The 23,539-nt window shown below is 46.8% G+C and carries 18 protein-coding genes and 2 tRNA genes; 8 read left to right on the top strand and 12 right to left on the bottom strand.

From position 1 onward, the window contains the following. The first annotated feature begins 58 nt into the window (after positions 1 to 58). Positions 59 to 2,014: a DNA topoisomerase (ATP-hydrolyzing) subunit B gene (gene gyrB / locus HQ29_RS08240; protein ID WP_036869141.1), complete on the top strand. Its 1,956-nt coding sequence runs from the start codon at positions 59 to 61 to the stop codon at positions 2,012 to 2,014. 304 nt (positions 2,015 to 2,318) lie between these two features. Here gyrB and HQ29_RS10600 read toward each other — a convergent pair whose 3' ends face one another. Beyond that, positions 2,319 to 2,450: a hypothetical protein gene (locus HQ29_RS10600; RefSeq protein ID WP_262501427.1), complete on the bottom strand. Its 132-nt coding sequence runs from the start codon at positions 2,448 to 2,450 to the stop codon at positions 2,319 to 2,321. Positions 2,451 to 2,518: 68 nt separating this feature from the next. Between HQ29_RS10600 and HQ29_RS08245 the strand changes: the two genes are divergently transcribed. From HQ29_RS08245 to trmD, 4 genes are all read left to right on the top strand, one after another. Continuing rightward, a complete protein-coding gene (locus tag HQ29_RS08245) occupies positions 2,519 to 4,696 on the top strand; it encodes a S9 family peptidase (RefSeq protein WP_036869143.1) in 2,178 nt (725 codons plus the stop codon). An 8-nt stretch (positions 4,697 to 4,704) separates the two neighbouring features. After that, complete coding sequence (lipA, locus tag HQ29_RS08250) at positions 4,705 to 5,625, top strand: lipoyl synthase (protein WP_036788583.1); 921 nt, start codon at positions 4,705 to 4,707, stop codon at positions 5,623 to 5,625. A gap of 69 nt (positions 5,626 to 5,694) precedes the next feature. Next, the gene (locus HQ29_RS08255; RefSeq protein ID WP_036869144.1) at positions 5,695 to 6,930 is read left to right on the top strand and encodes a hypothetical protein; all 1,236 of its coding nucleotides are present in this window, start codon (positions 5,695 to 5,697) and stop codon (positions 6,928 to 6,930) included. Positions 6,931 to 6,958: 28 nt separating this feature from the next. Continuing rightward, positions 6,959 to 7,642, top strand: coding sequence for a tRNA (guanosine(37)-N1)-methyltransferase TrmD (gene trmD, locus HQ29_RS08260; RefSeq protein WP_036788589.1), 684 nt, complete (start codon positions 6,959 to 6,961; stop codon positions 7,640 to 7,642). Positions 7,643 to 8,423: 781 nt separating this feature from the next. Here trmD and HQ29_RS08270 read toward each other — a convergent pair. Both HQ29_RS08270 and HQ29_RS09995 read right to left on the bottom strand, forming a co-directional pair. Continuing rightward, positions 8,424 to 9,371 (bottom strand): HU domain-containing protein, encoded by a 948-nt coding sequence (locus tag HQ29_RS08270; RefSeq protein ID WP_036869147.1) that lies wholly within the window; start codon positions 9,369 to 9,371, stop codon positions 8,424 to 8,426. A gap of 7 nt (positions 9,372 to 9,378) precedes the next feature. Next, positions 9,379 to 10,278 (bottom strand): hypothetical protein, encoded by a 900-nt coding sequence (locus HQ29_RS09995; RefSeq protein ID WP_052090025.1) that lies wholly within the window; start codon positions 10,276 to 10,278, stop codon positions 9,379 to 9,381. 314 nt (positions 10,279 to 10,592) lie between these two features. On the opposite strand from HQ29_RS09995, the gene hemN reads away from it, so the two are divergent. Both hemN and msrA read left to right on the top strand, forming a co-directional pair. Next, positions 10,593 to 11,972 carry an oxygen-independent coproporphyrinogen III oxidase gene (hemN, locus tag HQ29_RS08280; RefSeq protein WP_036869241.1) on the top strand — a complete coding sequence of 460 codons (1,380 nt, stop codon included), beginning with the start codon at positions 10,593 to 10,595 and terminating at the stop codon, positions 11,970 to 11,972. Between the two features lie 12 nt (positions 11,973 to 11,984). Then, a complete protein-coding gene (msrA, locus tag HQ29_RS08285) occupies positions 11,985 to 12,539 on the top strand; it encodes a peptide-methionine (S)-S-oxide reductase MsrA (protein ID WP_052090027.1) in 555 nt (184 codons plus the stop codon). Between the two features lie 321 nt (positions 12,540 to 12,860). On the opposite strand, the gene HQ29_RS08290 is transcribed toward msrA, so the two are convergent. From HQ29_RS08290 to aroQ, 9 genes are all read right to left on the bottom strand, one after another. Beyond that, positions 12,861 to 12,934 (bottom strand) — tRNA-Arg (locus HQ29_RS08290). 28 nt (positions 12,935 to 12,962) lie between these two features. Further along, a tRNA-Arg gene (locus HQ29_RS08295) sits at positions 12,963 to 13,036 on the bottom strand. A 58-nt stretch (positions 13,037 to 13,094) separates the two neighbouring features. Continuing rightward, positions 13,095 to 13,271 carry a FeoB-associated Cys-rich membrane protein gene (locus HQ29_RS10325; RefSeq protein WP_152566521.1) on the bottom strand — a complete coding sequence of 59 codons (177 nt, stop codon included), beginning with the start codon at positions 13,269 to 13,271 and terminating at the stop codon, positions 13,095 to 13,097. Positions 13,272 to 13,288: 17 nt separating this feature from the next. Further along, the gene (gene feoB / locus HQ29_RS08300; protein WP_036869150.1) at positions 13,289 to 15,766 is read right to left on the bottom strand and encodes a ferrous iron transport protein B; all 2,478 of its coding nucleotides are present in this window, start codon (positions 15,764 to 15,766) and stop codon (positions 13,289 to 13,291) included. Between the two features lie 70 nt (positions 15,767 to 15,836). Further along, a complete protein-coding gene (locus HQ29_RS08305) occupies positions 15,837 to 17,072 on the bottom strand; it encodes an FtsX-like permease family protein (RefSeq protein ID WP_036869152.1) in 1,236 nt (411 codons plus the stop codon). Next, positions 17,069 to 17,404 (bottom strand): 30S ribosome-binding factor RbfA, encoded by a 336-nt coding sequence (rbfA, locus tag HQ29_RS08310; RefSeq protein ID WP_036869155.1) that lies wholly within the window; start codon positions 17,402 to 17,404, stop codon positions 17,069 to 17,071. Before rbfA ends, HQ29_RS08305 begins: the two co-directional genes overlap by 4 nt. Position 17,405: 1 nt before the next feature. After that, positions 17,406 to 18,086, bottom strand: coding sequence for an O-methyltransferase (locus HQ29_RS08315; protein ID WP_052090028.1), 681 nt, complete (start codon positions 18,084 to 18,086; stop codon positions 17,406 to 17,408). Then, complete coding sequence (gene pyk, locus HQ29_RS08320) at positions 18,086 to 19,531, bottom strand: pyruvate kinase (RefSeq protein WP_036788610.1); 1,446 nt, start codon at positions 19,529 to 19,531, stop codon at positions 18,086 to 18,088. The genes HQ29_RS08315 and pyk overlap by 1 nt, the downstream gene beginning before the upstream one ends. Positions 19,532 to 19,583: 52 nt before the next feature. Then, positions 19,584 to 20,015 carry a type II 3-dehydroquinate dehydratase gene (gene aroQ, locus HQ29_RS08325; protein ID WP_036869156.1) on the bottom strand — a complete coding sequence of 144 codons (432 nt, stop codon included), beginning with the start codon at positions 20,013 to 20,015 and terminating at the stop codon, positions 19,584 to 19,586. Between the two features lie 1,161 nt (positions 20,016 to 21,176). On the opposite strand from aroQ, the gene HQ29_RS08335 reads away from it, so the two are divergent. Beyond that, on the top strand, positions 21,177 to 23,516 hold the full coding sequence (locus tag HQ29_RS08335) for a transglycosylase domain-containing protein (protein ID WP_052090029.1): 2,340 nt from the start codon (positions 21,177 to 21,179) through the stop codon (positions 23,514 to 23,516). The last annotated feature ends 23 nt before the right edge of the window (positions 23,517 to 23,539 follow it).

A 23,539-nucleotide genomic window follows, 5' to 3' on the forward strand; every position in this document is an offset into this window, starting at 1 on the left:
ATCTTGAGATTTCAAGAAGAAATCGGACTAAGTACTACTTCATTTAGAATAATAATATATGACTGAAGATATGCGGCAAGAAGCTGCCAACTATGGCGCAAGTAACATTCAGGTTCTCGAAGGGCTCGAAGCCGTTCGTATGCGTCCTGCAATGTATATTGGAGACATTGGAGAGAAAGGTTTGCACCACTTGGTGTACGAGGTGGTGGACAACTCCATAGACGAAGCACTGGCAGGCTATTGCGATAAAGTAGATGTTGAGATCAACGAAGACAACTCCATCTCAGTCCATGACAATGGTAGAGGTATCCCTGTGGATCTGCACGAGAAAGAGGGAAAGAGTGCCTTGGAAGTTGTACTGACGGTGCTCCATGCGGGAGGAAAGTTCGACAAAGGCTCTTATAAAGTTTCCGGAGGACTTCACGGAGTGGGGGTTTCTTGCGTAAATGCGCTATCGACAACCCTTAGAGCGGAAGTGAAGAGAGAGGGGAAGGTTTATATGCAAGAGTATCACCGAGGTGTTCCTGCCGATGATGTGAAGGTGATAGGAGAGAGTACAGAGACCGGTACGACTATCTACTTCAAACCGGACGACACTATCTTCATCACCACCGAATACAGCTATAAGACACTTTCCGATCGTCTTCGTGAGTTGGCTTTCCTTAATGCCGGCATTACGCTGACCCTTACAGACTATCGCCACAGAGATGAGGACGGAAATCCTAAGAAAGAGATCTTTTACAGCGAGAACGGACTCAAGGAGTTTGTTTCCTACCTCGACTCCAACAAAGAGCCTCTCATAGACGATGTCATACACATCGTTACCGAGAAGCAGGATATACCTGTGGAGGTGGCGATGACCTATAATACTTCCTATAACGAGAATGTCTACTCTTATGTGAACAACATCAACACGATAGAGGGTGGAACGCATCTTGCCGGCTTCAGACGCGCTTTGACAAGAACGCTGAAGAAGTATGCGGAGGAGTCCAAGATCCTTGAGAAAGAGAAGATAGATGTTTCTGGAGACGACTTTCGCGAAGGTATCACGGCAGTCATATCCATCAAGGTTGCGGAGCCTCAGTTTGAAGGACAGACAAAGACCAAGCTTGGCAACTCCGAAGTAGCCGGTGCAGTGGATACCGCAGTGGGGGAAGCTCTGGGACACTACCTGGAAGAGAACCCCAAGCAAGCGAAGATGATAGTGGACAAGGTCGTATTGGCGGCAAAGGCACGTATCGCTGCTCGCAAGGCAAGAGAGATGGTACAGCGCAAGACGCCTATGTTCGGAGGAGGACTTCCGGGCAAACTGTCGGATTGTAGAAGCAAAGATCCTGCACGTTGTGAGCTGTTCCTTGTCGAGGGAGACTCGGCGGGCGGTACTGCAAAGCAAGGTCGGGACTCTATGTTTCAAGCCATCCTTCCGTTGCGCGGAAAGATTCTGAACGTAGAGAAAGCCATGCCGCACCGTGTCTTGGAAAGTGATGAGATACGAGCCATGTACACTGCGTTGGGAGTAACCATCGGCACGGAAGAAGATCCCAAGGCACTCAACATCTCGAAGCTGAGGTACAACAAGGTGATCATCATGACGGATGCCGATGTGGATGGAAGCCACATTGCCACGCTTATCCTTACGTTCTTCTTCCGCCACATGCGTGTCCTTGTGGAGCGTGGTTGCATTTACCTTGCCACACCACCGCTTTATCAGTGCAAGATGGGAGATGTCGTGGAGTACTGCTGGGACGATCGCCAACGGATGGAGTTCATTCAGAAGTATGCGGAAGGAAACGAGTCGAAAGTCGTTACACAGCGTTACAAAGGTCTTGGAGAGATGGATGCCGAGCAGCTCTGGGAGACAACGATGGACCCGGACAACCGTCTTCTCAAGCAGATCACGATAGACAATGCGGTTGAGGCGGACGTTGTGTTTTCCATGTTGATGGGAGAAGATGTTGCTCCTCGTCGCGACTTTATTACGGCGAATGCGGACTATGCGAATATAGATGCCTGATCGAATAGGGCAACGTTAGTCGATAGCGTACCAATACACAGAGCCTGAGAGTAAATAGCTACTCTCAGGCTCTTTTTGAAAATTAGTCCTTATCATTTGGGGATTTGTGATTATCGGATTGGTAATTATCATTTTTAAGGTTGATAATTATCATTTCGTAGATTGGTAATTACTGTTTTGTAGATTGGTAATTACTGTTTTGTGGATTGGTAATTACTGTTTTGTGGATTGGTAATTACTGTTTCTTGTTTTGGTAATTACCGTTTCTCGGATTGGTAATTACCGTTTCTCGGATTGGTAATTATCAATCTTTGTCTTGATTGTCGGCTTGTACGGAAGAGGGCAGGACGGTCTCTTTCGGGAGATGGAGAGAGGCTTTGTATTCTTCCGTAAGTGGGGGAGGAGTGGGGAGTGCATTCCATTGAGATTGGGGCATTATTGCTATCTTTGTTTTCGTCTATTTGACGCATGGTTTTTATTGATAATATCAGAGAAATAGTAGTTATGAGAAGAAAGTTAGCGGTACTCGCATTGGTTGCGGCAGGAGCGATTCAGCTCTCTTACGGACAGAACGGAGGGAAGCAGCTTACGATAGATTCGATCACGAACGGAACGTTCTCGGCTAAGAGTGCCGGTGCGGGATTTCGTCCCATGGAGGATGGAGCGCATTATTCCGTGGTGAGCCGGGATCACAGAGCCGTGCTGAAGTGCAGCTATTCCACAGGAAAGGTGGTGGATACGCTCTTTTATACGAAAACGGCAAGAGAGTGCGAGTTTGAGACGTTTGACGATTATGTGATAGCTCCGAACGGTTTGCAGATCCTGCTGTTTAAGGATACGGAGTATATATATAGAAGGAGTCGGAAGTTTAATGCGTTCCGGTATGATGTGAGGCGGAATCTGGTGCAGCCTCTGTCTGCTTCCGAAGGAAAGGTGCGCATCCCGACACTCTCTCCGGATGGACGGATGTGCGCTTTCGTGAAGGAGGATAATAATATATATGTTGCGAAGTTCGACTACAATACCGAGTCTGCCGTAACAACCGATGGTAAGCCGAACGCGATTCTGAACGGGACGACGGACTGGGTCTATGAGGAGGAGCTCTATGCCACGAACCTTATGCAGTGGGCAGACTCTTCGGAACAGCTCATATTTGTGCGAACGGATGAGTCGAAAGTACCTCTCTACAATATGCAGATCTTTGGAAACAGGCTTTATCCTGAGGATTATCGCTACAAATATCCTAAGCCGGGAGAGAGAAACGCAGAGATCTCTTTGCGTTCGTTCGATATTCGTTCCAAAAAAACGGAGGTGATAGAACTGCCGATTCGCGGTGAGTACTATATCCCTCGCTTGGATTATGCTCACGGTGCACTTCAGGTGTTTACGCTCAACAGGAATCAGACCCACTTCCGACTCTTTACCGTGAATCCGAAGAGCGGACTCTCGAAGCTGCTCCTTGAAGAAAAGAGCGAGAGATACATAGACCCGGAATGGGCAAGACAGCTCGCATATACTTCGAACGGATTTACTTATGTTAATGATAAAAGCGGCTATAATCAGCTCTATCTCTATTCCAAACAAGGTGCTGTTCAGAAGAAGATCAGCAGAGACAATGCAGATGTTACGGCCTTTTACGGTGTGTCGAATCAGGGAGAAGCAATCTATGCTATGGCTTATCCGACCCCTATGGACAGGATAATAGTGGCAACGAATCTGAAGAACGGAAAGAGCCGTACTCTCTCTCCGGAAAAAGGAAACAGCAGAGCCGTGTTCAGCAAAGATATGAGCTATTATCTGCTCACTTCGTCGGACATGGAAACTCCTGCACGATACTCGCTCAACAGAACGAAGGATGCCAAAGAGATGGTGCTGCTCGAAGATAATGCGGAGCTTAAACATGAGATGACACAGTATTCGTTCGCTCAAAAGAGATTCTTCCAAGTAACCACCGCTTCCGGAGTAACCCTCAACGGATATATCATCACACCTAAGAATATGGAGCCGGGAAAGAAATATCCTGCTCTGTTTACACAATACAGTGGTCCGGGCTCTCAAGAGGTGCAGAACAGATTTAAGTTCGACTGGGAATACGTGCTCCCTGAGAACGGCTACGTAGTGGTCTCTCTTGATGGAAGAGGAACGGGAGGACGAGGAGCAGAGTTCCAAAAGTGTACATATCTCAATCTTGGTCTCCTTGAGTCGCAAGACCAGTGCGAAGGAGCCACCGCCACGGCCAAGTTCTTCCCGTATATAGATGAAGATAGAATGGCTATCTGGGGCTGGAGTTTCGGCGGATATACTACTCTCATGGCGATGTCTCACACCTCTCCCGTGTTCAAGGCAGGTATAGCGATAGCTCCTCCTACATCATGGCGTCTGTATGATACGACCTATACGGAACGTTTCATGCGTACTCCGCAGGAAAACAACTCCGGATATGACCGTACTTCCGTCATGACGCGAGCAGCGAATCATACCGGAAATCTTCTTATCGTACACGGCTCTGCGGATGACAACGTGCATGTCCAAAATACAATGCAGTATGTGGAGGCTCTTGTGCAGGAGGATAAATACTTCGAGATGCTGATATATAAGGATCGCAACCACAGTATCTACGGAGGGAATACGAGAAAGCATCTCTACAACAGTATTCTAAGATTTTTGAACAGATCTCTTTAATTCCGAAAATGGTAGAAAAGAAAACAGGAAGAACATATATACGTAAACCCGAATGGCTCAAAATCAGCAGAGCCAGCATAGACAGCTACACGCACACCGGACGAACCATTTCTCAGGGAGCGCTCAATACGATCTGCGCAAGCGGAAAGTGCCCGAATCAGGCAGAGTGCTGGAGCAGAGGGACAGCTACGTTTATGATCTGTGGCAATGTCTGTACTCGTGCGTGTCGTTTCTGTGCCACTCAGAGCGGAAAGCCCGATTCTCCGCCCGATCCGGTAGAGCCTTTAAGACTTGCGGCTTCTGTTTCGCAGATGAAGTTGAAGTACGCAGTCATCACATCCGTGGATAGAGACGATCTGCCGGATTATGGAGCCGGACACTGGGCGAGCTGCATCAACGAGATACGCAAACGCTCTCCGGAGACTAAGATAGAGGTGTTGATTCCGGACTTTCAGGGAGACGAGGCGTGTGTGGATATGGTCATAGAGACAGCACCGGACGTGATCGGACATAATCTTGAGACTGTTCGGAGACTCACACCGCAGGTCAGACATCGCGCTACCTACGATTGCAGTATGAAGGTCTTGAAGCAGATTGTCGACAGAGGCGCCATAGCCAAAACGGGAATCATGGTAGGGTTGGGAGAGACAGAAGAAGAGGTTGTGGAGCTGATGAAAGATATTGCGGCGATCGGAGTATCTACCCTGACCATCGGGCAGTATCTGCAACCGACATCGAGGCACATCGAAGTGAAAGAGTATGTGCATCCCGACCGGTTTGCACGCTATAAGCAGCTCGGAGAGAGTCTCGGCATCACTCACGTGGAGAGCGGACCGCTCGTGCGTTCTTCGTACCATGCAGACGACCATTTCAATCAGGCATCGAAAAAGAAACTCGATCTGAGAAAGATCGGAAAAGGAAGCGCTTAGCTCGTAACGGCTTCGGCTTACACTCGAAAAACAAATCTTCTTGGAGCATTACCGCTCAGATATTCGGACATGAAATACTTACACTCAAAGGCGACACTCCTACCGCTGCTCGTATCTTTTGCTTTGGCTCTCTTCTCTTGCGGAGAGGGCGGGTCGGCTTCGTCATATAGCGATGTTGTGAACATCTCATCCGTAGAGATCAGCAGAGACAGTGTGTTATACGCCGAGCCGGGCTTCTTGCAGGGAGTTTCCGGAGCGTTCGGAGGAGCTGTCGGGGATACATATATATATGGTGGCGGGTGCAACTTTCCGGACATCCCCGTGGCAGACGGCGGACAGAAAGTCTTCTACAAATCTCTCTACGCGCTCTCCGGGAAAGGGGAGAGTTGGGAGACAACTTTCATTTCGTTCCTTCCCAAGTCTCTTGCTTATGGGGCATCTGTCTCTCTCGGCGGGGGAGATATGCTATTGCTTGTGGGAGGAGTGGGAGAGCGGGGAGCTTCCGGTGAGATCATGATGCTCTCCAAGATGACAGACACCGGGGAGATCAGGCTCTCCAAGTATCCGTTTGCACTTCCTTTCGGGTGGTATGAAGGTGCGGCGGCGGAGCATGGAAAAAGTCTTTATTTCACGGGCGGATGGAAAGATGGGGAGCTTGTGACGGATCTTTATGCCTTTTCGTTGAGATCAGGAGAGACAACGAAAGTGATTTCTCTGCCCGATGGTGCAAGGCTCCAGCCCAATCTCTTTGTCATCGACGGCTATCTGTTCCTTTTCGGAGGCTTTTTCCCCGGTGGCGATGTGCGGATTCCGGGAGAAGAGCCTTACGTTCACAGGACGGCATGGAAGCTCAACCTGAGTGCTCCGAAGAGCTGGGAGAAGCTGAACGCTCCCGAAGCGATGCCCGGTTCTCCGCTCAGCTTCATCGGTGTCGCCGTGGCACAAGACCAAGTTTCCGGGGCGGTTTATGCTGTCGGCGGTGTCGATCCCGTGCTGTTTCAGGACGCCATCTCTCGCGGTTATCTTCTGAAGAAGGCGGTATTCCGTCGGGATGCCGAGGCGGAGGCGAGGCTGAAGGAAGAGCACCGCGCTTACCTCTTGCAGCCGGAGAGCCGCTACCGCTTCTCGCCGCGTCTGCTCCGGTACGACCACAGGCAGGATCGCTGGAACATCTTGAAAGACTCTGCGATCTTCTCCACCGCGGGAGCCGTTTTGGCTGCCAAGGGAGACGAGCTTCTGATGATAGGCGGCGAGCGAAAGCCGGGCGTGCGTACCTTCGATGCCTATCTCTGTAACATGAAATAAGACGACCCACAGAAAAAAACTGTTTCTCATGCGGATAGATATTATCACAGTGATACCGGAGATGATAGACGGATGCGTCAACACCTCCATCCTCAAGCGCGCACAGGACAAAGGTCTGGCGGAGATACACCTCCACAACCTCAGGGACTACTCCACGAACAGGTGGAAACGGGTGGACGACTACCCGTTCGGAGGAGAAGCCGGCATGGTGATTCAGGTCGAGCCTGTCGATCGTGCCATCTCCCACTTGAAGAGCCAACGGGCGTACGACGAAGTGATCTTCACCTCTCCCGACGGCGAACTTTTTTCGCAGCCGTTGGCAAACAAACTCTCTTTGCTGCAGAACATCATCATTCTCTGCGGACACTACAAAGGGATAGACCACCGGATCCGCGAGCATCTCATCACGAAAGAGATTTCGGTGGGCGACTATGTCCTCACCGGAGGGGAGATGCCGGCAGCCATCATCGCGGACGCGGTGGTTCGGCTCATACCGGGAGTCATAGGCGACGAGCAGAGCGCGCTCTCGGACAGCTTTCAGGACGGGCTCCTCTCCGCACCGGTCTATACCCGCCCTGCGGACTACAACGGCTGGAAAGTGCCCGACATTCTTCTCTCCGGGCATGAGGCAAAAATCGCCGAGTGGCGTCTCCGACAAGCCGAAGAGCGCACCCGTCTGCTACGCCCGGAGCTGTTGAAGCCGAACAGATAGCCCCTCCCGCTCCGAGAGGTGCGCAGAGCACTCTGCCTGAAAGGCTCCCCGGCTTTCGTGGGAAAGGCACGAAGGAGCTGATATAAGCCATTGAAAATCAAAAAATAAGAGGATGTTTTGACACTCCTTTCGCAACGCGTGAAAAGTTTCGTGAGTACGGAAAAATACTTCCAAGCTCACGAAACTTTTTTTCTGTGCGCACGCGGATAAATTTCTGCATATGCAAAAAATTTTTTTTGCATATGCAGAAATTTTTTTTCGTATATGCAGAAATTTTTTTCTGTGCGCACGTAAATATTTTTTTGTGCGCACGTAAATTTTTTTTCTGTGCGCACGTAAATATTTTTCTGTGCGCATGGAAATTTTTTTCTATGCCCATGGAAATTTTTTTCTATGCCCATGGAAATTTTTTTCTATGCCCATAGAAATTTTTTTCTATGCCCATGAAAATTTTTTTCTATGCCCATGGAAATTTTTTTTCTTGGCCACGAAAATTTTTTTCTATGCCCATGGAAATTTGTTGGGTGGTATTGCCCGATATAAGTATGATAAATATATTCTCTCTTTTGTCGTGGAAAACCTTCTGAACAAGAGTGTTTTTGCCTACACCGTTCATGATGCTTTACAGTCTCATTCGGCATCTTATCCTTTGAGAGTACGTTCCGTAAGACTGGATTTCTCGTATTACTTTTAGGACAATCCCGTTTGGTCGGGACTATAAACGAAAAGCTGTGCCGAAGGGATCCCTTCGGCACAGCTTTTTATTTGTACTTCAATAGAGTTATTTCGTCTTATATATCCAGGCGTCTTTGAATCTCTTCTCCCGATGAAGCTCTCTCATCTTGTTCAGAGCCTCCTCTTGGGAGGCAAAGTTGCCGAGATAGAGTCTGTACGATTTGCCTCTGCGGTCTATGCCAAACTCCGGATAGTCGTTCAGCTTATGGTGGCCGACAAACTCTTCCACCTGTTTTTCTGTGGAGAGTGTGGCTATTACCACAAGAAATCTGTTACTCTCCACGTGAGTCTCCTTAGGAGCTTCCACGCTCTTTTCTTCGGTTACTGCTTCCGCTTCTACCGGTACTGCGGGTTCTTCCGCTTTTGTCGTTTCAGCTGTTTTCTCTGTCAGGAAGTGAGGCACAAAACCGGCTTGGTACTCTTTCATCTCGGTCTCCACAGCGCGGAACGGCATCAGCAGACCCAACGTTAAGATCACCATGGCGGCAGTAAAGTACTTCAATGCTTTCACATTGATAGGCAGATAATAGGTGTTATCTGCCACCTCTTTCGTCTCTTCTCCCATAACAAGCAGCTTGGGCAGAGAAGCAATATCGGTAAGGCTGTACAGATTTGTTGCAAACGGATGGTGCGGATTCGGTTCAAATATAGGAGTGGCTCCTTCCGAACTGTGTCCCAAGCGAATGCGACCGATCTCCTCCAGCTCCACATAGGTACGGCTGCCGAGATGATGCAGTAGAGCTTCTACATCTTTCGTCAACATCTGTTCTGCTCTTCTGTAACTTATGCCGTACCGAGCGACATAGCTGTGTATCAGAATACCGTCCGAGACGTGTTTCAACTCGGCATTGAAGCAGAGTGATACCTTACCCGGTCCGAGCATGCCTCCTGTGGAAGAGTGCTCTTCGGCTTTTATGAATGCACCCAACTGTGGTACCACCACACACGGATGCTTGAACAGACAGCGCTGCAGATGTAGTACTACTCTTTGCATGATCGGTTTACCATTGGGAGAAATAGAGCTTCAGACCTGTGCTGAATGTCGAAACATTCGGTCCGAAATCTTTTTGGAAAGGAGAGATAGGGGAGTAGGTTGCAAAAAGACCGAAGTTGCCTATACCTGCCTGGACGATAAAGTCGAGGTGTACAGGTCTTAGTCCCAAGCCTTTATCTATGATCTGCTTGGATGCAGAGTGATTCTCTTCCGATGCTGCCCACCAAACTTTCGAGCTAGAAGCTGTCTTTACCTTGAACAAAACACCGAAGTTGAAGAACATCGGTGATGATGTCCCGTGTCGCTTACCGCTGTTTACCTCTATGAGAGCAGGGATTTTCAGGTATGTCGTATGAAATCTCGCATTGGACATATTCTTGCCTGCCGGGATGTCATCGGTAACGAATGCTTGATTTTTGGCAAAGTTCAAGAAGTGGTTCTTGGTAAAGTGGATGGAGTTGAACTCGATACCCAAACCGCTGACAAAGCTAAGATTATTCGCTCCCAATGAATATTTGACATCAAAGAAAGAGAGATCGTACTTCAAAGACGAAGACATATCCACATTTCTCGCCATATCCTTACCGCTGTCATCCATAGGACTCATAGATATGAAGCCTATTCCGAAGCCACTGAAATGCGCTGTCTTGGAATGTCCGCGATACATATCTCTTCTTCCGGTAATGTCTTTTCCCATAACCAATCTTCTCTCTCGGTGAGAGTATGTGGTCTCTTTATCCGTATCACCCACGATGATGGTGTATTGTCTCTTCTTCGCCGGTTGAGAAGGAGGTGTCTGAGTTTCTTCTACTGTACCAACAGTCTCCTCTGTTGCGGCATAAACACCAAAACTCATGGATGCCAAAAGGACCCAAGCAAATGAAATTAGCGTCATTTTTCTCTTCATAGCTCTGTTTTTCTGTTATTTAGATGTTATAAATATCCATTTGTTTTGTCTCCTCTTATCTTTTAACCATCATGGTTGAAAGTGAAAAAGAGGTGTTGATGAGATTGAATTTGCGACACATCAGCGGAGCAAAACTCCGGCAAAGAGTCCGAAAGCTTTGTTGCTCTGCTTCTACCGCACTACTCTTCTCCCTACAAATGTAGCAAAAAATGAGTATAGGAGCTTTATTCTTGCTCTTTTTCGGGGATAAATACTCCTTTTTCTCCTTTATACTCAAGGCTGTAGATATATTAAAAATATGTACCTTCGTGTCGATGAAAGCAGAAATTCTAAATAAATATAATATTCCTGTTCCACGATATACCAGCTATCCGCCGGCAAATCTGTTCTCTCCTTTGTACGATTCTGTGCGGTACGAGACAGATCTGTTGCTTTCCAATAGTAATGGTACGGACAAACTCTCCTTCTACATACACATTCCGTTCTGCAACAGCTTGTGTCTCTATTGCGGTTGTAATAAGCAAGTGATGCCGAAAGAGGGGGATGGGGTGGCTCTTTATGTGGACTATCTTCTCAAAGAATTGGAGCTGTTGTCTCAAAAGATAGACCCTCTCCGAAAGGTTTATCAGATCCATTTCGGTGGCGGATCGCCGACCTCTATCCCATTGAACGATATAAAGAAAATTTTGGAAGCGATACGATCGAAGTTTGTCATCGCACCCGAAGCAGAGGTGGCTATCGAATGTCATCCCGGATACCTGGATGAGCAGGCTTGGAAAAGCCTTATAGATATGGGATTTACGAGGATGAGCATCGGTATTCAGGATATAGACAGCAAAGTCTTACGGCAGGTAAAACGGACAGAGAGCAAGCTCCCTCTTCACGAGATTGTCTCTCTCCTGCGTTCCAATGGTATCGAGATCAACATAGATCTTATATACGGTCTTCCGTTGCAGACGGCAGAGTCGTTCGGTAAAACCATCGAAGCGGTGTTGGATCTGAGACCGGACAGAGTCGTAACCTTTTCTTATGCTCACGTTCCATGGGTTCATCCCATACAGAAAGCATTGGAAAGAGTGGGGCTGCCTACCCCGCAGGAGAAAGCCGTGATGTACTCCAAAGCATTGGGTGTCGCTTTGGAAAGAGGTTATGTACAGATTGGTCTGGACCACTTTGTCCTTCCCACAGACGCTCTTGCCATGGCTCTTCAAGAGGGGAGTCTGCATCGAAACTTTCAAGGCTACTGCACAAAAGAGATCACCGGACAGGTCTATGCTTTGGGCATTACAGGCATCTCTCAGCTTTACGGCTCATACGCCCAAAACTGTAAAGATATTTCGACCTACTACTCATTCCTGAATCGTGATACGCTTCCCGTGGTTACCGGGTACAGCCTTACCGAAGAAGAGCAGGTTATTAAAGAGATCATTACCGAACTGATGTGCAACTATCGCTGCAATCCTGTTCGGATACTTTCCGATTTCGGCATAGATACGGATAGCCTGCATACCATATCATTTCTCAAGTATGATGCTCTAAAAGAGATGGCGGAGGACGGCCTCTGCTCGGTGGATGAAGATACCGGAGAGATTGTCATGGAGAAAAGCGCACATGCTTTTGTACGAAACGTTGCAGCGTGCTTTGATATTCACTACAATCCTAAAGCTCCTGCCGGATACAGCAAACCAATATAAACAGATAAACAGATGGAACAGACAAGAGAAATATACCTCGCAGGAGGTTGCTTTTGGGGAGTGGAGCACTATATCAAGAAGATTGCCGGCGTTTGCTCTACACAGGTAGGATATGCCAACAGCCTTATTGCCACCCCCACTTATAAGGAGGTGTGCAGCGGACGGACAGAGGCAGTGGAGACCGTAAGAGTGATTTACGACCCCTCCAAAATAGCTTTGAGCTACCTGCTGTCTGCTTTTTATCGCATCATCAACCCCACTTCTCTCAACAAGCAAGGTGGAGATGTCGGAACGCAGTACCGTACGGGAGTTTACTATACAGATCCGAAGGATGCCGTTATTATTGCAGACAGCCTGGCTCTACTGCAGAAAAAGTACACGAAGAGTATCGTTGTGGAGTGCATGCCGTTGAAGAACTATTTCAGTGCAGAGGAGTATCATCAAGAGTATCTCACCGCCAATCCCGCAGGGTATTGCCATGTGGCTCTTGAAAACTTTGCTTTGGCAAAGACCTTTGTTTGCCCTACCGAACAGATAGAAAAGGATGAGAAGAGGCGAAACGAGTAGTCCGCCTCTGCAAAGATAGACAAAGAGAGTCCGGCAATGGTGTCGGACTTTTCTTTTTAACGCTTCCGAAATATCCTCTTACCACTTTAATATTTTCCGTTTATCGTGTTCGGAACTCTTTTTCAAAGTTCGATTTCTGTAGACCGGGCTTTGAATTGTGCAGATCAAATGTTGATTTCTACAAATCAAGCCTTGAATCCGGATTCTATGTACTTTTAGACCGGTTTATAATAGTGTTTAGCTCATTTTGCAAACGGGTTAAACGAAAAAAAAGACTGCCGAAGAGAGATCTTCGGCAGCCTTTCTGCAATAATCTTTGTGTGATCGCGACAGGATTCAAACCTGTAACCTTCTGATCCGTAGTCAGATGCTCTATTCAGTTGAGCTACGCGACCGATATAATCATTGTCAACAAAAAAATTGTGATCGCGACAGGATTCAAACCTGTAACCTTCTGATCCGTAGTCAGATGCTCTATTCAGTTGAGCTACGCGACCCTATCCTTTTCAGGAAAGACGGTGCAAAGGTAGGTATTCTTTAGGATATATCAAAACTCTACTCCGCTTTTTTGTCAATCTCTTTCCCTTTATGGCTCTTTTTGCCTATATCGCAAGCATTGCAGCCCGGACACTTGTCGTTCTCTTTCGGAGCCTTGAAAAGCTTCGCCGCATTCCGTAGCAGAATGAGCGTTACAACACCTATGATGATATATACTATAATGTCTTGAAGCATGGTTATAGGAATAAGGACTATGTGAATAGCTTTCCGACCAGTGTGGCAGTAAAGGCTACCAACCAAGCCAAAGAGCAGGAATATATCATGCTAAAGAGTGCCCACTTTGCGCTGCCGCTCTCTCTGCCGATCGCAACTATCGTTGCAATACAGGGGAAATAGACCAGAACAAACAGCATGAAGGAGAACATCATCACCGGAGTATAGGCGGGAGAACCGTCGGAAAGTGTGGCTTGAGAAAGCCTGTCCTGTAGTCCGGCTTCGTTTTCCATGTCTCCGGTGTACAACACTCCCATAGTACTTACCACAACTTCCTTGGCAGGCAGTCCGCTAAGCAGTGCCATGGTCAGCTTCCAATCGTAATCCATGGGTGAGAATATCGGTTGGAGAGCTTTTCCCATCTTGCCTATGTAAGAGTTTTCCTGCTGATACATGGATGCCAACTGATCGTCAGAGAGATCTTGGAGCGTGTTGTTCTCTGCTTTCATCTGCTCTATACCCGTTGCAATGTCTGCTTCGTTTCCTCTTGGGAAGTAGCTTAAACACCATATCACAATGGATGCAAGCAGAATGGTGGTACCCATTTTGGTGAGATACTGCTTAGCTTTATCCCACATGTGCAACAGAATACTCTGAGTGGTGGGAAGGCGATAAGGAGGTAGCTCCATAACGAAAGGCACATCTTCTTCCTTGATAAAGAATTTTCTGAGGAAGAATGCCGTGAGCAGTGCAAGCAGTATACCTATAATGTAGATGGAGAAAACCACAGTCCCGGCGTAGGCACTGAAGAACGCACCCGTGAGTAGAATGTAGACCGGAAGCCTTGCGCTGCAACTCATAAAGGGAAGTATCAGCATCGTGATGAGTCTGCTGTTTTTGCTCTCTATCGTTCTGGTTGCCATGATAGCCGGAACATTGCATCCGAAGCCCATGATAAGGGGGATGAAACTCTTCCCATGAATGCCCATGGAGTGCATTAGCTTGTCCATGATAAAGGCTGCCCGCGCCATATACCCGGTGTCTTCCATAAAGGATATAAAGACATAGAGGATCATGATATTGGGCAGAAAAACTATGACGCCCCCTACTCCTCCGATGATACCATCGCAGATAAGATCTTGAAGAGCTCCTTCCGGAAGAATGGCTCGTACCGCTTCTCCCAGCCACGCGACACCTGCTTCTATCCATTCCATAGGGTATTCTCCCAATGTGAATGTCGTTTGGAACATCAGGTACATAAAAAGTAAGAAGATAGGGAAGCCCCAAATACGATGCGTGAGCCAGTAGTCTATCTTTTGATCTCTGCCTTTGAGGTGATCCACTTTCGAGTCGAGCGTCTCTCTTAACGCACCATTGATAAATCCGTAGCGGGTATCGGTGATTACATCCGAGAGGTGTCGAGAGTAGCTTTCGGAGTATGTTTTAGAGATGTATCTTGCTTTGGTGAGCAGAAAACCGCCTTTCGGGATCTCTTTTTCCACCTTGCCGGTGTAGAGAGGATCACCTTCCAAGAGTTTTATGGCAATATACTCTTCGGCACCATGACACCATGAAAGGTGTGGCTGATCTGCTGTTGCCTGTCGTATAAACTCGGCTAACTCGTCCCGATGCTTGACGATCTCCAGAGAGTAAGGCATAGGCACTTTGCGCTGAAGGGTGCAAGAGCCGGCATAGACCATGTGAACACAGTTGAACAGCTCCTCTTTTCCCTCTCCTTTTCTCGCTACGGTCGGAACAACCGGCGTCCCTAACAGCTGGGACAACAAGGGTATGTTGAGCTTGCTGCCACTGGCTTCAAACTCATCGAACATATTCAGAGCGATAACCATGGGGATACCCGTCTCAAGCAGTTGGGTTGTGAGATAAAGGTGTCTCTCCAAATTGGTGGCACTGATGACATTCACGATAACATCCGGTCGCTTATCTCCCGAAAGGAAGTCCTCTATATATTTCTCTTCCGGGCTGTATGAGGAGAGAGAGTAAGTACCGGGAAGGTCTATGATGTCGAAGTTTATGTCGCCTGTTTTATACTTGCCATGCTTGGCATCGACCGTAACACCGGAATAGTTGCCCACGTGTTCGTGTGTTCCGCAACAAGCATTAAACAGAGAGGTTTTTCCGCAGTTCGGATTGCCTAAAAATGCGACGGAGATTTTTGTATCGGCAGGGATCTCTTTTTTTGTCCCATTCCCTAAAATATCGGGATGGATATTGGGGTCGTGCTTAACGACAGGAGCCGATGCGTTGGTGCTGTGCTCCTTGCTTAAACTCTTATTTACATAGATATGTTGAGCCTCTTTTCTACGAAGAGAGACCTCATAGTTCATTACCTTGTACTCTATCGGGTCTTGTAGCGGAGCATTACGAACGACCAGAACATCCTGCCCCGGAACAAATCCCATTTCGAGAATACGTTTTCTAAAATGCCCGGTCAGACGGACATCGACAATACTACCGGATTCTCCTTCTTTAAGTTCAGAAAGTTTTACTGTCATGGTTCAAATATACTTTCTTTGTCTATACCCCAAAATACCTATATATAGTTATTTAAGTGAATGGTATCGATCAGCTTTTTTTGTTTCCGAATATCTTGTAAGCGATGAGGCTGCTCAAGAAACCTACCAATAAGATCGTGAAAATGGAGACAACAATATCCAAGAATCTCAACTCTACCGGATAAGAGTCTATGAGAAAAGCTCCACTGTTCGAGGTGGCAAGCTTTACAAAACCGAACTGTGCCTGTAAGCCCACCAGAAAGATACCTGTGGCTATTCCTATAACACCTCCCATAAAGGAGAGTATAAACCCTTCCGTGATGACGATACTTCTGGTCATCCACTTTTCTGCACCCAATGCTCTGAGCGTTTCTGTGTCTTTACGCTTCTCGATGATAAGCATCCCTAATGTGCTTACAATGCTAAACAGAGAGAGCAGGAGTACGAACAGAAGGATGGAAAAGGAGATCCATTTTTCGATCTTATTGATTCGGAAGATGTCGGGGTGCTGTTGTTCCCGGTCTTTGACCACAAAATTGCTTCCCAGCAAGCGAGATAGTCTTTCCGCTGTTCGTTTTGTGGTGCTTTCTTGAGCAAGTTTCAGAGATATTTCGCTTATGGTATCCGAGTCGTACTGAAGGAGTGAGCGCAGAAGCTCAATGGGAAGAAAAGATACTGTACCGTCTTCACTCTGATCCACTCGAAATACTCCGGAGATGAAGACATCGGATGTCCTGAAGTTTCTGTCCGGTCTTACCATGGAGAGAGAGCCTATCCGCCGAGGCACGATAATCTGTACCGGCAGATCCATACCGGCATTGACGCCGAGCTTGGAAGCTATCCCTACTCCCGTTATGAGCTGTGGAAGAGAATCTTTTTCCAGCAGAAACTCTCCATCGAAGAGGCTTTGATGAAGCGGAATGACTTGAGAAAAATGATCGTCTATACCATAAAGAATGACCGGAATGGTATTCTCTTCAAACACAAGCATGGCTTGACCTTTCAGCCCGAAAGCGTATTTCTCAATCTCCGGATCGTTATCCAGCAGTTCGGCGACAGTGCTTAAAGAAAAAGGCTTACCCTCTTTCTGCTCTACGATCAGGTCGGGAGTGAAATTTTTGTACAGCCCTTTCGTGAAACTCTCAAAGCCGTTAAAGACGGAAAAGAGAATAACCATCGCAATACCGACCACGGCAATGGAAGATGTGGCAATGGTTGCGATAATGTTTACAGCGTGTGTGGATTTCGGAGCATGGAAGTATCTCCATGCAATGAACAGGATTGTCTTCCACTTATTAAAGATCATTGCTTCAACAGCTCATCTATTCTACTTATGATCTTTTCACTATCATCTTTGAGGAAGATAAGCTCCGGAATGATTCGCAGCTGTGTATGTACTCGCTTCCCAAAGTCGTATCGGATTGTCGCTGAATTCTGTTGAATTGCTTTTATCAGCTCGTCGGCCTTATTATCCGGAAAGATACTGAGGAACACTCTTGCCTGGCTAAGGTCCGGCGTTACGCGTACTTCGCTTACGGTGATCAGTATTCCCGGAGTTTTTTTAGTCTCAAGGAGGAAAAGCTCTCCCAGCTCTTTTTGAATCAGACGAGAGATCATGCTCATTCTTTTATTGTCCATACTATTGTTGTGTGTCTGTTTGTTTAATGCTTAGAGTGAGTCCGTCTCGCAGAGGGAGTATGACGGTGGAGAGTTCGGGCTGCTCTAAAAGATAGTCGTTAAAGTTTCTGATGGATACCGTTTGCTCGTCCTGTGCCTCCGGTTCTATCACTTTCCCGTCCCAAAGAGTATTATCGGAGATGATGAGCGAACCTGCCGGCAGCCGCTTCAAAACCAGCTTGACATACTCGATATAGTGCCTCTTATTGGCATCTATATATACGATGTCTGTCTCTTCAAGCGGAAGAGTAGGAAGAATCTCCAGAGCATCGCCAAAGTAGAGACGAATATGCTCTTTCCATTCACTTTGGTCGAAATATCGTCTGAGGAAATCCTCCATTTCATCGTTCAGCTCAATGGTGTGGACTATCCCTTTTTCGGATAATCCCTCAGCCAGACAGAGTGTGGCATAGCCGGTATAAGTGCCTATCTCTATAATATTCCGAGGAGATTTGAGCTTGGACAGAAGAGCCAGTAAACGCCCCTGATGATGCCCGGACATCATTCTCGGTCTCACCAGATGGGTATGTGCATCCCTGTATAGCTTCTTGAGGAGTGGCGGTTCCGGAGATATGTGCTCCAGTATATACTCCTCCAAAGCCAGTAGTTCTGCCTCTGTTTTATCGTTCTGTCCGGATATCATTACTGCTTATCGGGGTTGTTTTTATGGTAGAAGTCCAAAGCCTCCTGCACTTTATTCAGTTCCAATCTCGTTGTACCCACTTCTTCTGCCAAAGTACCGCTGACGTAAGCGACCATATCCTCTTTCTCTATCTGTCCCTTACGCAAAAGCTCTTTCAGCGCACCTATGTAGTAGTCTATCTTACCTCCGCACTTCTCTTGTACAACGGCCTTTACGCCATAAGAGAGAGCAAGTTCTCGTGCCGTCCGTTCCTTATAACATATTGCAAATACGGTGGCACGCCCTCTGTATGCAGCAATATTTCTGCAAGTGCGCCCGGTAAAGCTGTCCGTGACAATCGCTTTAACGCCCAGCTTACTGATGCTCTTCACGGCTTGTTTGGATAGAAAAGAGGTAACGTCTAAGTCTTGAGGCTCTATCGGCACCCTTATATCCTGCTCTTCGAGCTTGCTTTTCTCTGCCTCTCTTATAATGCTCGTCATGGTTCTTACAGCCTCTACCGGATATTTCCCATTGGCGGTCTCTCCGGAGAGCATCACGGCATCCGTCCTGTAAAAAATAGCGTTGGCAACATCGGAGACCTCGGCTCTTGTGGGGCGAGGCGAGTATATCATGGTGTGCAACATCTGTGTTGCTACTATCACAGGCTTTTTCTTCGCAATGGCTTTCCGTATGAGCAGACTCTGTATAGCCGGAATTTTCTCTTGCGGCACCTCTATGCCGAGATCTCCCCGTGCTATCATGATACCGAAGGCATGGTCTAATATCTCATCTATATTGTCTATACCCTCTTGGTTTTCAATCTTTGCGATGATCTTTATAGGGCTGTTGTGGCGATCCAAAATCTCTTGGATGTCCAAGACGTCCTGCTTGTTTCTGACGAAAGAGTGTGCTATAAAGTCCACATCTTTCTCTATGCAGTAGTTGATGGTCTCTATGTCTCTTGGAGTGAGAGAGGGCAGATTGATCCTGACACCCGGTACATTTACGCTCTTTCTGCTACCCAAGATACCATCGTTAAGTACAGAGCAGACGATCTTATCCGGAGTCTTCTCTATGACGCAAAGCTCCAAAAGTCCGTCATCTATAAGGATGTGAGAGTCGGGAGCTATATCCTTGTGAAGATCCCGATAGGTTACGCAGATACACTCTTTGGTTGTAAGTGTATCCGGATCGCTTTTCAGCAGAACGGTGCTTCCTCTTCTAAACTCTATGGGTTCGCTACATATCGTTGTCCGGATCTCCGGTCCTTTCGTGTCCATTAAGATAGCAACATCCCCGGCTACGGCGCGAGTGTTATCCACTACCCGGTCAAAGCCCTCTCTGTCCATGTGTGCAGAGTTGAGCCTGACAACATTGACACCCTCCTCTATAAGCTCTTTAAGAAAAGGGATGTCGCACTTTCTGTCCGATATCGTTGCTACGATTTTGGTCGCTTTCTTCATATCTGTTTTTCTAAATCTTTAATATATCCGCTTCGGATAAACCTTTCTCGGACTATCCGTTACGTCTCGACAACAAGTGGGCTATGGCAAGTCTGTAGCCATCCAGCCCAAAGCCGGAAAGTATTCCTGCTGCTTCTGCAGCCGTGACCGACTTCTGTCTGAACTCTTCCCGCTTGTAGAGATTGGATATGTGTACCTCCACCACAGAAACACTTATGGCAGCGATGGCATCTCTAAGGGCATAGGAGTAGTGCGTCAAAGCTCCCGGATTGAGAACAATGCCTCCGGAGAGCGATCTTATATCGTGCAGATAGTCTATGATCTCGCCTTCATGGTTGCTTTGGAAATATCTGATATCCACGTTGTGGTATATATCTCTCAGCTTCTCCAAGTATTCTTCAAAGTCCACACTCCCGTATATCTCAGGCTCTCGTTCGCCCAAAAGGTTCAAGTTGGGGCCGTTGATGATGTGAATTATCTTCATATCCGCAATCTCTATTTCTTATTACACAAAGGTAGGATAATTGCTTCACTTTATAAAATAGAGGTGTTGAAAAAGTATCGGTCGTTGTAAGATGCAAAAAGGTTGGTATTTGAGATCCTTTTTGCATTCGTTTGCCTCACGAGTGGGCCTCTGTTTTTATATATTTCATCCCCTCTGGAAAATGCGTTTTTCTCCTTTCTCTATTTTCTCTTTTCGGGTTGTTTTCAGAGCACATCCGAGTTGTTAAATCGGGGTCGTTTTATTAACACAAATTTCGATGCCTGTTCACCCAAAACGGTAAAGCAATATATTTTGTCGGCTTAACGTGTTTAATTTTTCAGTGAATACGTTTACTGATTTCATTTAATACGTTTACCGGATTCAATTAACGTGTTTAGAATTTTTATTAGTGTGCTGATAATTAGGTGTTTATCGTTTTGCTCCATTTTTTGAGGCTCTTTGGCGTGATTTCTTCATTAAGATTTCTAAACACAACAATGGGGATAAATTGATCTTTATTAACTCGAAAACAGCCCATGAAACCGACCGAGAGGAGAAAAGTTTTGGAATCAGCCCTCTTTTTTATCCTTTTGGTTATTAGTGGTTTGTGTCGGTTTTAGTGTGATTGGCTCTATTTTTCTTCAAAAAATCCTCTTTCGGAAGGAATTTTTAGGGGTGAAACACGAACCTTTTGGGGAGTTTTTATATAAAAGAAATGTTATAAATGGGTCTTTGTTTGAAATTATGGCGGTGTGCAAATGTGATATTTATTTTTGTGATGTCTTGATTTTGATAATTGATGACATAAAAATAAAATTGGAGGAGTGGCTTAATCGGGATAGATGGTCTTGTGCCTTCTTTGGTTGTTCCCGGTTTATTGTATAAGTCCGGCTCTGTTTTACGAAGAAAGTAGTTGATAATTATTGATTTGCATTGTGTCCGAAATAATGCGTGTGGCTTTCGGAATGAGGTAATGACTCCTCCTTTTATTCCCCCTTTCCACATCCTCTTTTTATCGTTTCCAAGTGTACGCTTTTCCCGTGATATTAACACCGCTTAAGTGTTTGATGTTGGGTGGTTTTTAACTTCCGATACGGGGATGCAGAATATCACTAATTATATGTATCTTTGCAAGCGTATTAAACGAACTAAGAAGAATATATGAATCGCTGGTTGAAATATCTACTCATAGCCATGTGGGGCTTATTCCTTTTGATAGGAAGCGGAACCCTGCTTATGTTCTTTCTTATAGCCAAGGGTAAGATAGGCTATATGCCACCCATCGAAGACCTTCAAAATCCGATAGATAAGTATGCTTCTCAGGTGATTTCGGAAGATGGACAGCTCTTGGGATCTTATGCTTTGAAAAACAATAATCGTATATACATCACCTATCAGGATCTCTCTCCTGCTCTTGTCAATGCCCTCATATCCACAGAAGATGTCCGGTTTACCGAACATTCGGGGATAGATATGCGCGGATTCTTGCGTGCGGTCGTGAAAACAGGATTGATGCGGCAGAAGAATGCCGGTGGGGGTAGTACCATAACGCAGCAGCTGGCAAAGCAACTCTATTCTCCCTCCGCAGACAGCAAGGTGGAGCGGCTTTTACAGAAGCCCATAGAGTGGGTTATAGCTGTCGAGCTTGAGAGATATTATACCAAAGAGGAGATTATCAATCTCTATCTGAATAAGTTCGACTTCCTCTACCAGGCAGTGGGTATAGAGAGTGCCTGCAAGACATACTTCGATGTCAAGCCGAGAGACCTGAAAACGGAACAGGCGGCACTACTGGTAGGAATGTGTAAAAATCCATCGTTGTACAATCCGGTACGTTATCCGGAAAGAGCTATGCAGCGTCGCAACGTGGTATTGGACCAGATGAGGAAAGCCGGACACTTGACCGCTGTGGAGTGCGACTCGCTAAAGAACATCCCGGTAGAGCTTCGTTTCCGTGTGAGAAACCACAGAGAGGGTTTGGCAACCTATTTCAGAGAGCATCTGAAGCAGGTGCTCATGGCAGATAAGCCGGAGAGAAGCAAGTATCAAAAGTGGCAGAAAGATCAGTATGAAAGAGACTCTGTGGCCTGGGCTACGGATCCTCTCTACGGCTGGTGCAAGAAAAATAAGAAGAGCAACGGGGAGCATTATAACCTCTACACCGATGGGCTGAAGATATACACCGGTATAAATGCCATAATGCAACGCTATGCCGAGGAGGCTGTAAGAGAACATCTCGGAAATGATCTCCAAAAACGCTTTGAAAGAGAGAAGAAAGGCAGAAGCTATGCCCCCTATTCCAGAAATCTTTCTACGCAGGAACGTGCCAAGATTTTGCGGAAGTCTTTGGAGCAGAGCGACAGATACAGAAAGATGAAAGCCGATGGCAAAAGCGAAAAAGAGATAGACATCGCTTTCGATACCCCTACCGAAATGAACGTCTTTACGTGGAAAGGGTATAAAGATACCGTGATGACCCCAAGAGACAGTATCCTTTACTATAAGGGTTTTCTGCGTAGCGGATTTATGGCGATGGATAATCTTACCGGACAGGTAAAGGCATACGTCGGAGGTATAGACTATACGGCATTTCAGTATGACATGGTTTCGCTCGGGCGCAGACAGGTCGGCTCCGTGATGAAACCGTTTCTCTACTCCATGGCGATGGGGGAAGGCTTTACGCCTTGTGACGAAATGCTTCATGTGCCGCAAAGTATTACGACCGAAGCCGGAACGGTGTGGACTCCTAAGAATACAAGGAGCACACGAGTGGGTGAAATGGTTAGCATCAACTGGGGACTCCAAATGTCGGACAACTGGGTTACGGCTTGGCTTATGAGTCATCTCTCTCCGTATGCGTTCGTGGATCTGTTGAGATCTTTTGGCATTACGGGACATTTGGATCCTGTACCGAGTATTTGCCTCGGAACACCGGATATATCCGTTTCGGAAATGGTGAGCGGATATTCTGCTTTTGCCAATGGCGGACTTCGTGTAGCACCTCTGCTCGCCACACGGATAGAAGACCAGTATGGAAATGTGCTGGCTACATTCCAGCCTAAGATGTATGAGGTGTTGTCGGCAGAAGCTGCATACAAGACGCTCTACATGTTGCGAAACGTAATGGATGGCGGTACCGGTAGCCGGGTAAGATATCGCTACAACGTGAAAGCACCTATGGGCGGAAAAACAGGTACTTCTCAGAGACACGCCGACGGGTGGTTCATGTGCTTTACTCCTTCTTTATCTACGGGTTGTTGGGTAGGAGGAGAAGATCCGGATATTCACTTCGATACTATTGCAGACGGTCAGGGTGCTTCCATGGCACTGCCTATCGTCGCTCTGTTTATGCAAAAGATATACAATGACAAAGTGTTAAAGCTCAATCCGAACGAGGACTTTAACGTGCCCGAAATGTATCGCTCTCCATGTAGAAATCTGTTCAATCTTGAGACAGAGGCCGTTTCGGAGGGAGTTATAGATTCGGACTTTTCTATGTAAGTAGGATAAATAATTTTGTAATC

Source organism: Porphyromonas canoris, assembly GCF_000765975.1.
GTDB classification, from domain to species: domain Bacteria; phylum Bacteroidota; class Bacteroidia; order Bacteroidales; family Porphyromonadaceae; genus Porphyromonas_A; species Porphyromonas_A canoris.

What these genes read in the sequence shown, in the direction of transcription:
- HQ29_RS10325 (WP_152566521.1), bottom strand. Translation starts at nt 13,271, where the DNA reads ATGCTTCAAGACATTATAGTATATATCATCATAGGTGTTGTAACGCTC.
- HQ29_RS09995 (WP_052090025.1), bottom strand. Translation starts at nt 10,278, where the DNA reads ATGAAGAGAAAAATGACGCTAATTTCATTTGCTTGGGTCCTTTTGGCA.
- aroQ (WP_036869156.1), bottom strand. Translation starts at nt 20,015, where the DNA reads ATGAAGATAATTCACATCATCAACGGCCCCAACTTGAACCTTTTGGGC.
- HQ29_RS08335 (WP_052090029.1), top strand. Translation starts at nt 21,177, where the DNA reads ATGAATCGCTGGTTGAAATATCTACTCATAGCCATGTGGGGCTTATTC.
- HQ29_RS08315 (WP_052090028.1), bottom strand. Translation starts at nt 18,086, where the DNA reads ATGATATCCGGACAGAACGATAAAACAGAGGCAGAACTACTGGCTTTG.
- HQ29_RS08255 (WP_036869144.1), top strand. Translation starts at nt 5,695, where the DNA reads ATGAAATACTTACACTCAAAGGCGACACTCCTACCGCTGCTCGTATCT.
- HQ29_RS10600 (WP_262501427.1), bottom strand. Translation starts at nt 2,450, where the DNA reads ATGCCCCAATCTCAATGGAATGCACTCCCCACTCCTCCCCCACTTACG.
- lipA (WP_036788583.1), top strand. Translation starts at nt 4,705, where the DNA reads ATGGTAGAAAAGAAAACAGGAAGAACATATATACGTAAACCCGAATGG.
- feoB (WP_036869150.1), bottom strand. Translation starts at nt 15,766, where the DNA reads ATGACAGTAAAACTTTCTGAACTTAAAGAAGGAGAATCCGGTAGTATT.
- HQ29_RS08305 (WP_036869152.1), bottom strand. Translation starts at nt 17,072, where the DNA reads ATGATCTTTAATAAGTGGAAGACAATCCTGTTCATTGCATGGAGATAC.
- rbfA (WP_036869155.1), bottom strand. Translation starts at nt 17,404, where the DNA reads ATGGACAATAAAAGAATGAGCATGATCTCTCGTCTGATTCAAAAAGAG.
- trmD (WP_036788589.1), top strand. Translation starts at nt 6,959, where the DNA reads ATGCGGATAGATATTATCACAGTGATACCGGAGATGATAGACGGATGC.
- hemN (WP_036869241.1), top strand. Translation starts at nt 10,593, where the DNA reads ATGAAAGCAGAAATTCTAAATAAATATAATATTCCTGTTCCACGATAT.
- pyk (WP_036788610.1), bottom strand. Translation starts at nt 19,531, where the DNA reads ATGAAGAAAGCGACCAAAATCGTAGCAACGATATCGGACAGAAAGTGC.
- HQ29_RS08270 (WP_036869147.1), bottom strand. Translation starts at nt 9,371, where the DNA reads ATGCAAAGAGTAGTACTACATCTGCAGCGCTGTCTGTTCAAGCATCCG.
- HQ29_RS08245 (WP_036869143.1), top strand. Translation starts at nt 2,519, where the DNA reads ATGAGAAGAAAGTTAGCGGTACTCGCATTGGTTGCGGCAGGAGCGATT.
- gyrB (WP_036869141.1), top strand. Translation starts at nt 59, where the DNA reads ATGACTGAAGATATGCGGCAAGAAGCTGCCAACTATGGCGCAAGTAAC.
- msrA (WP_052090027.1), top strand. Translation starts at nt 11,985, where the DNA reads ATGGAACAGACAAGAGAAATATACCTCGCAGGAGGTTGCTTTTGGGGA.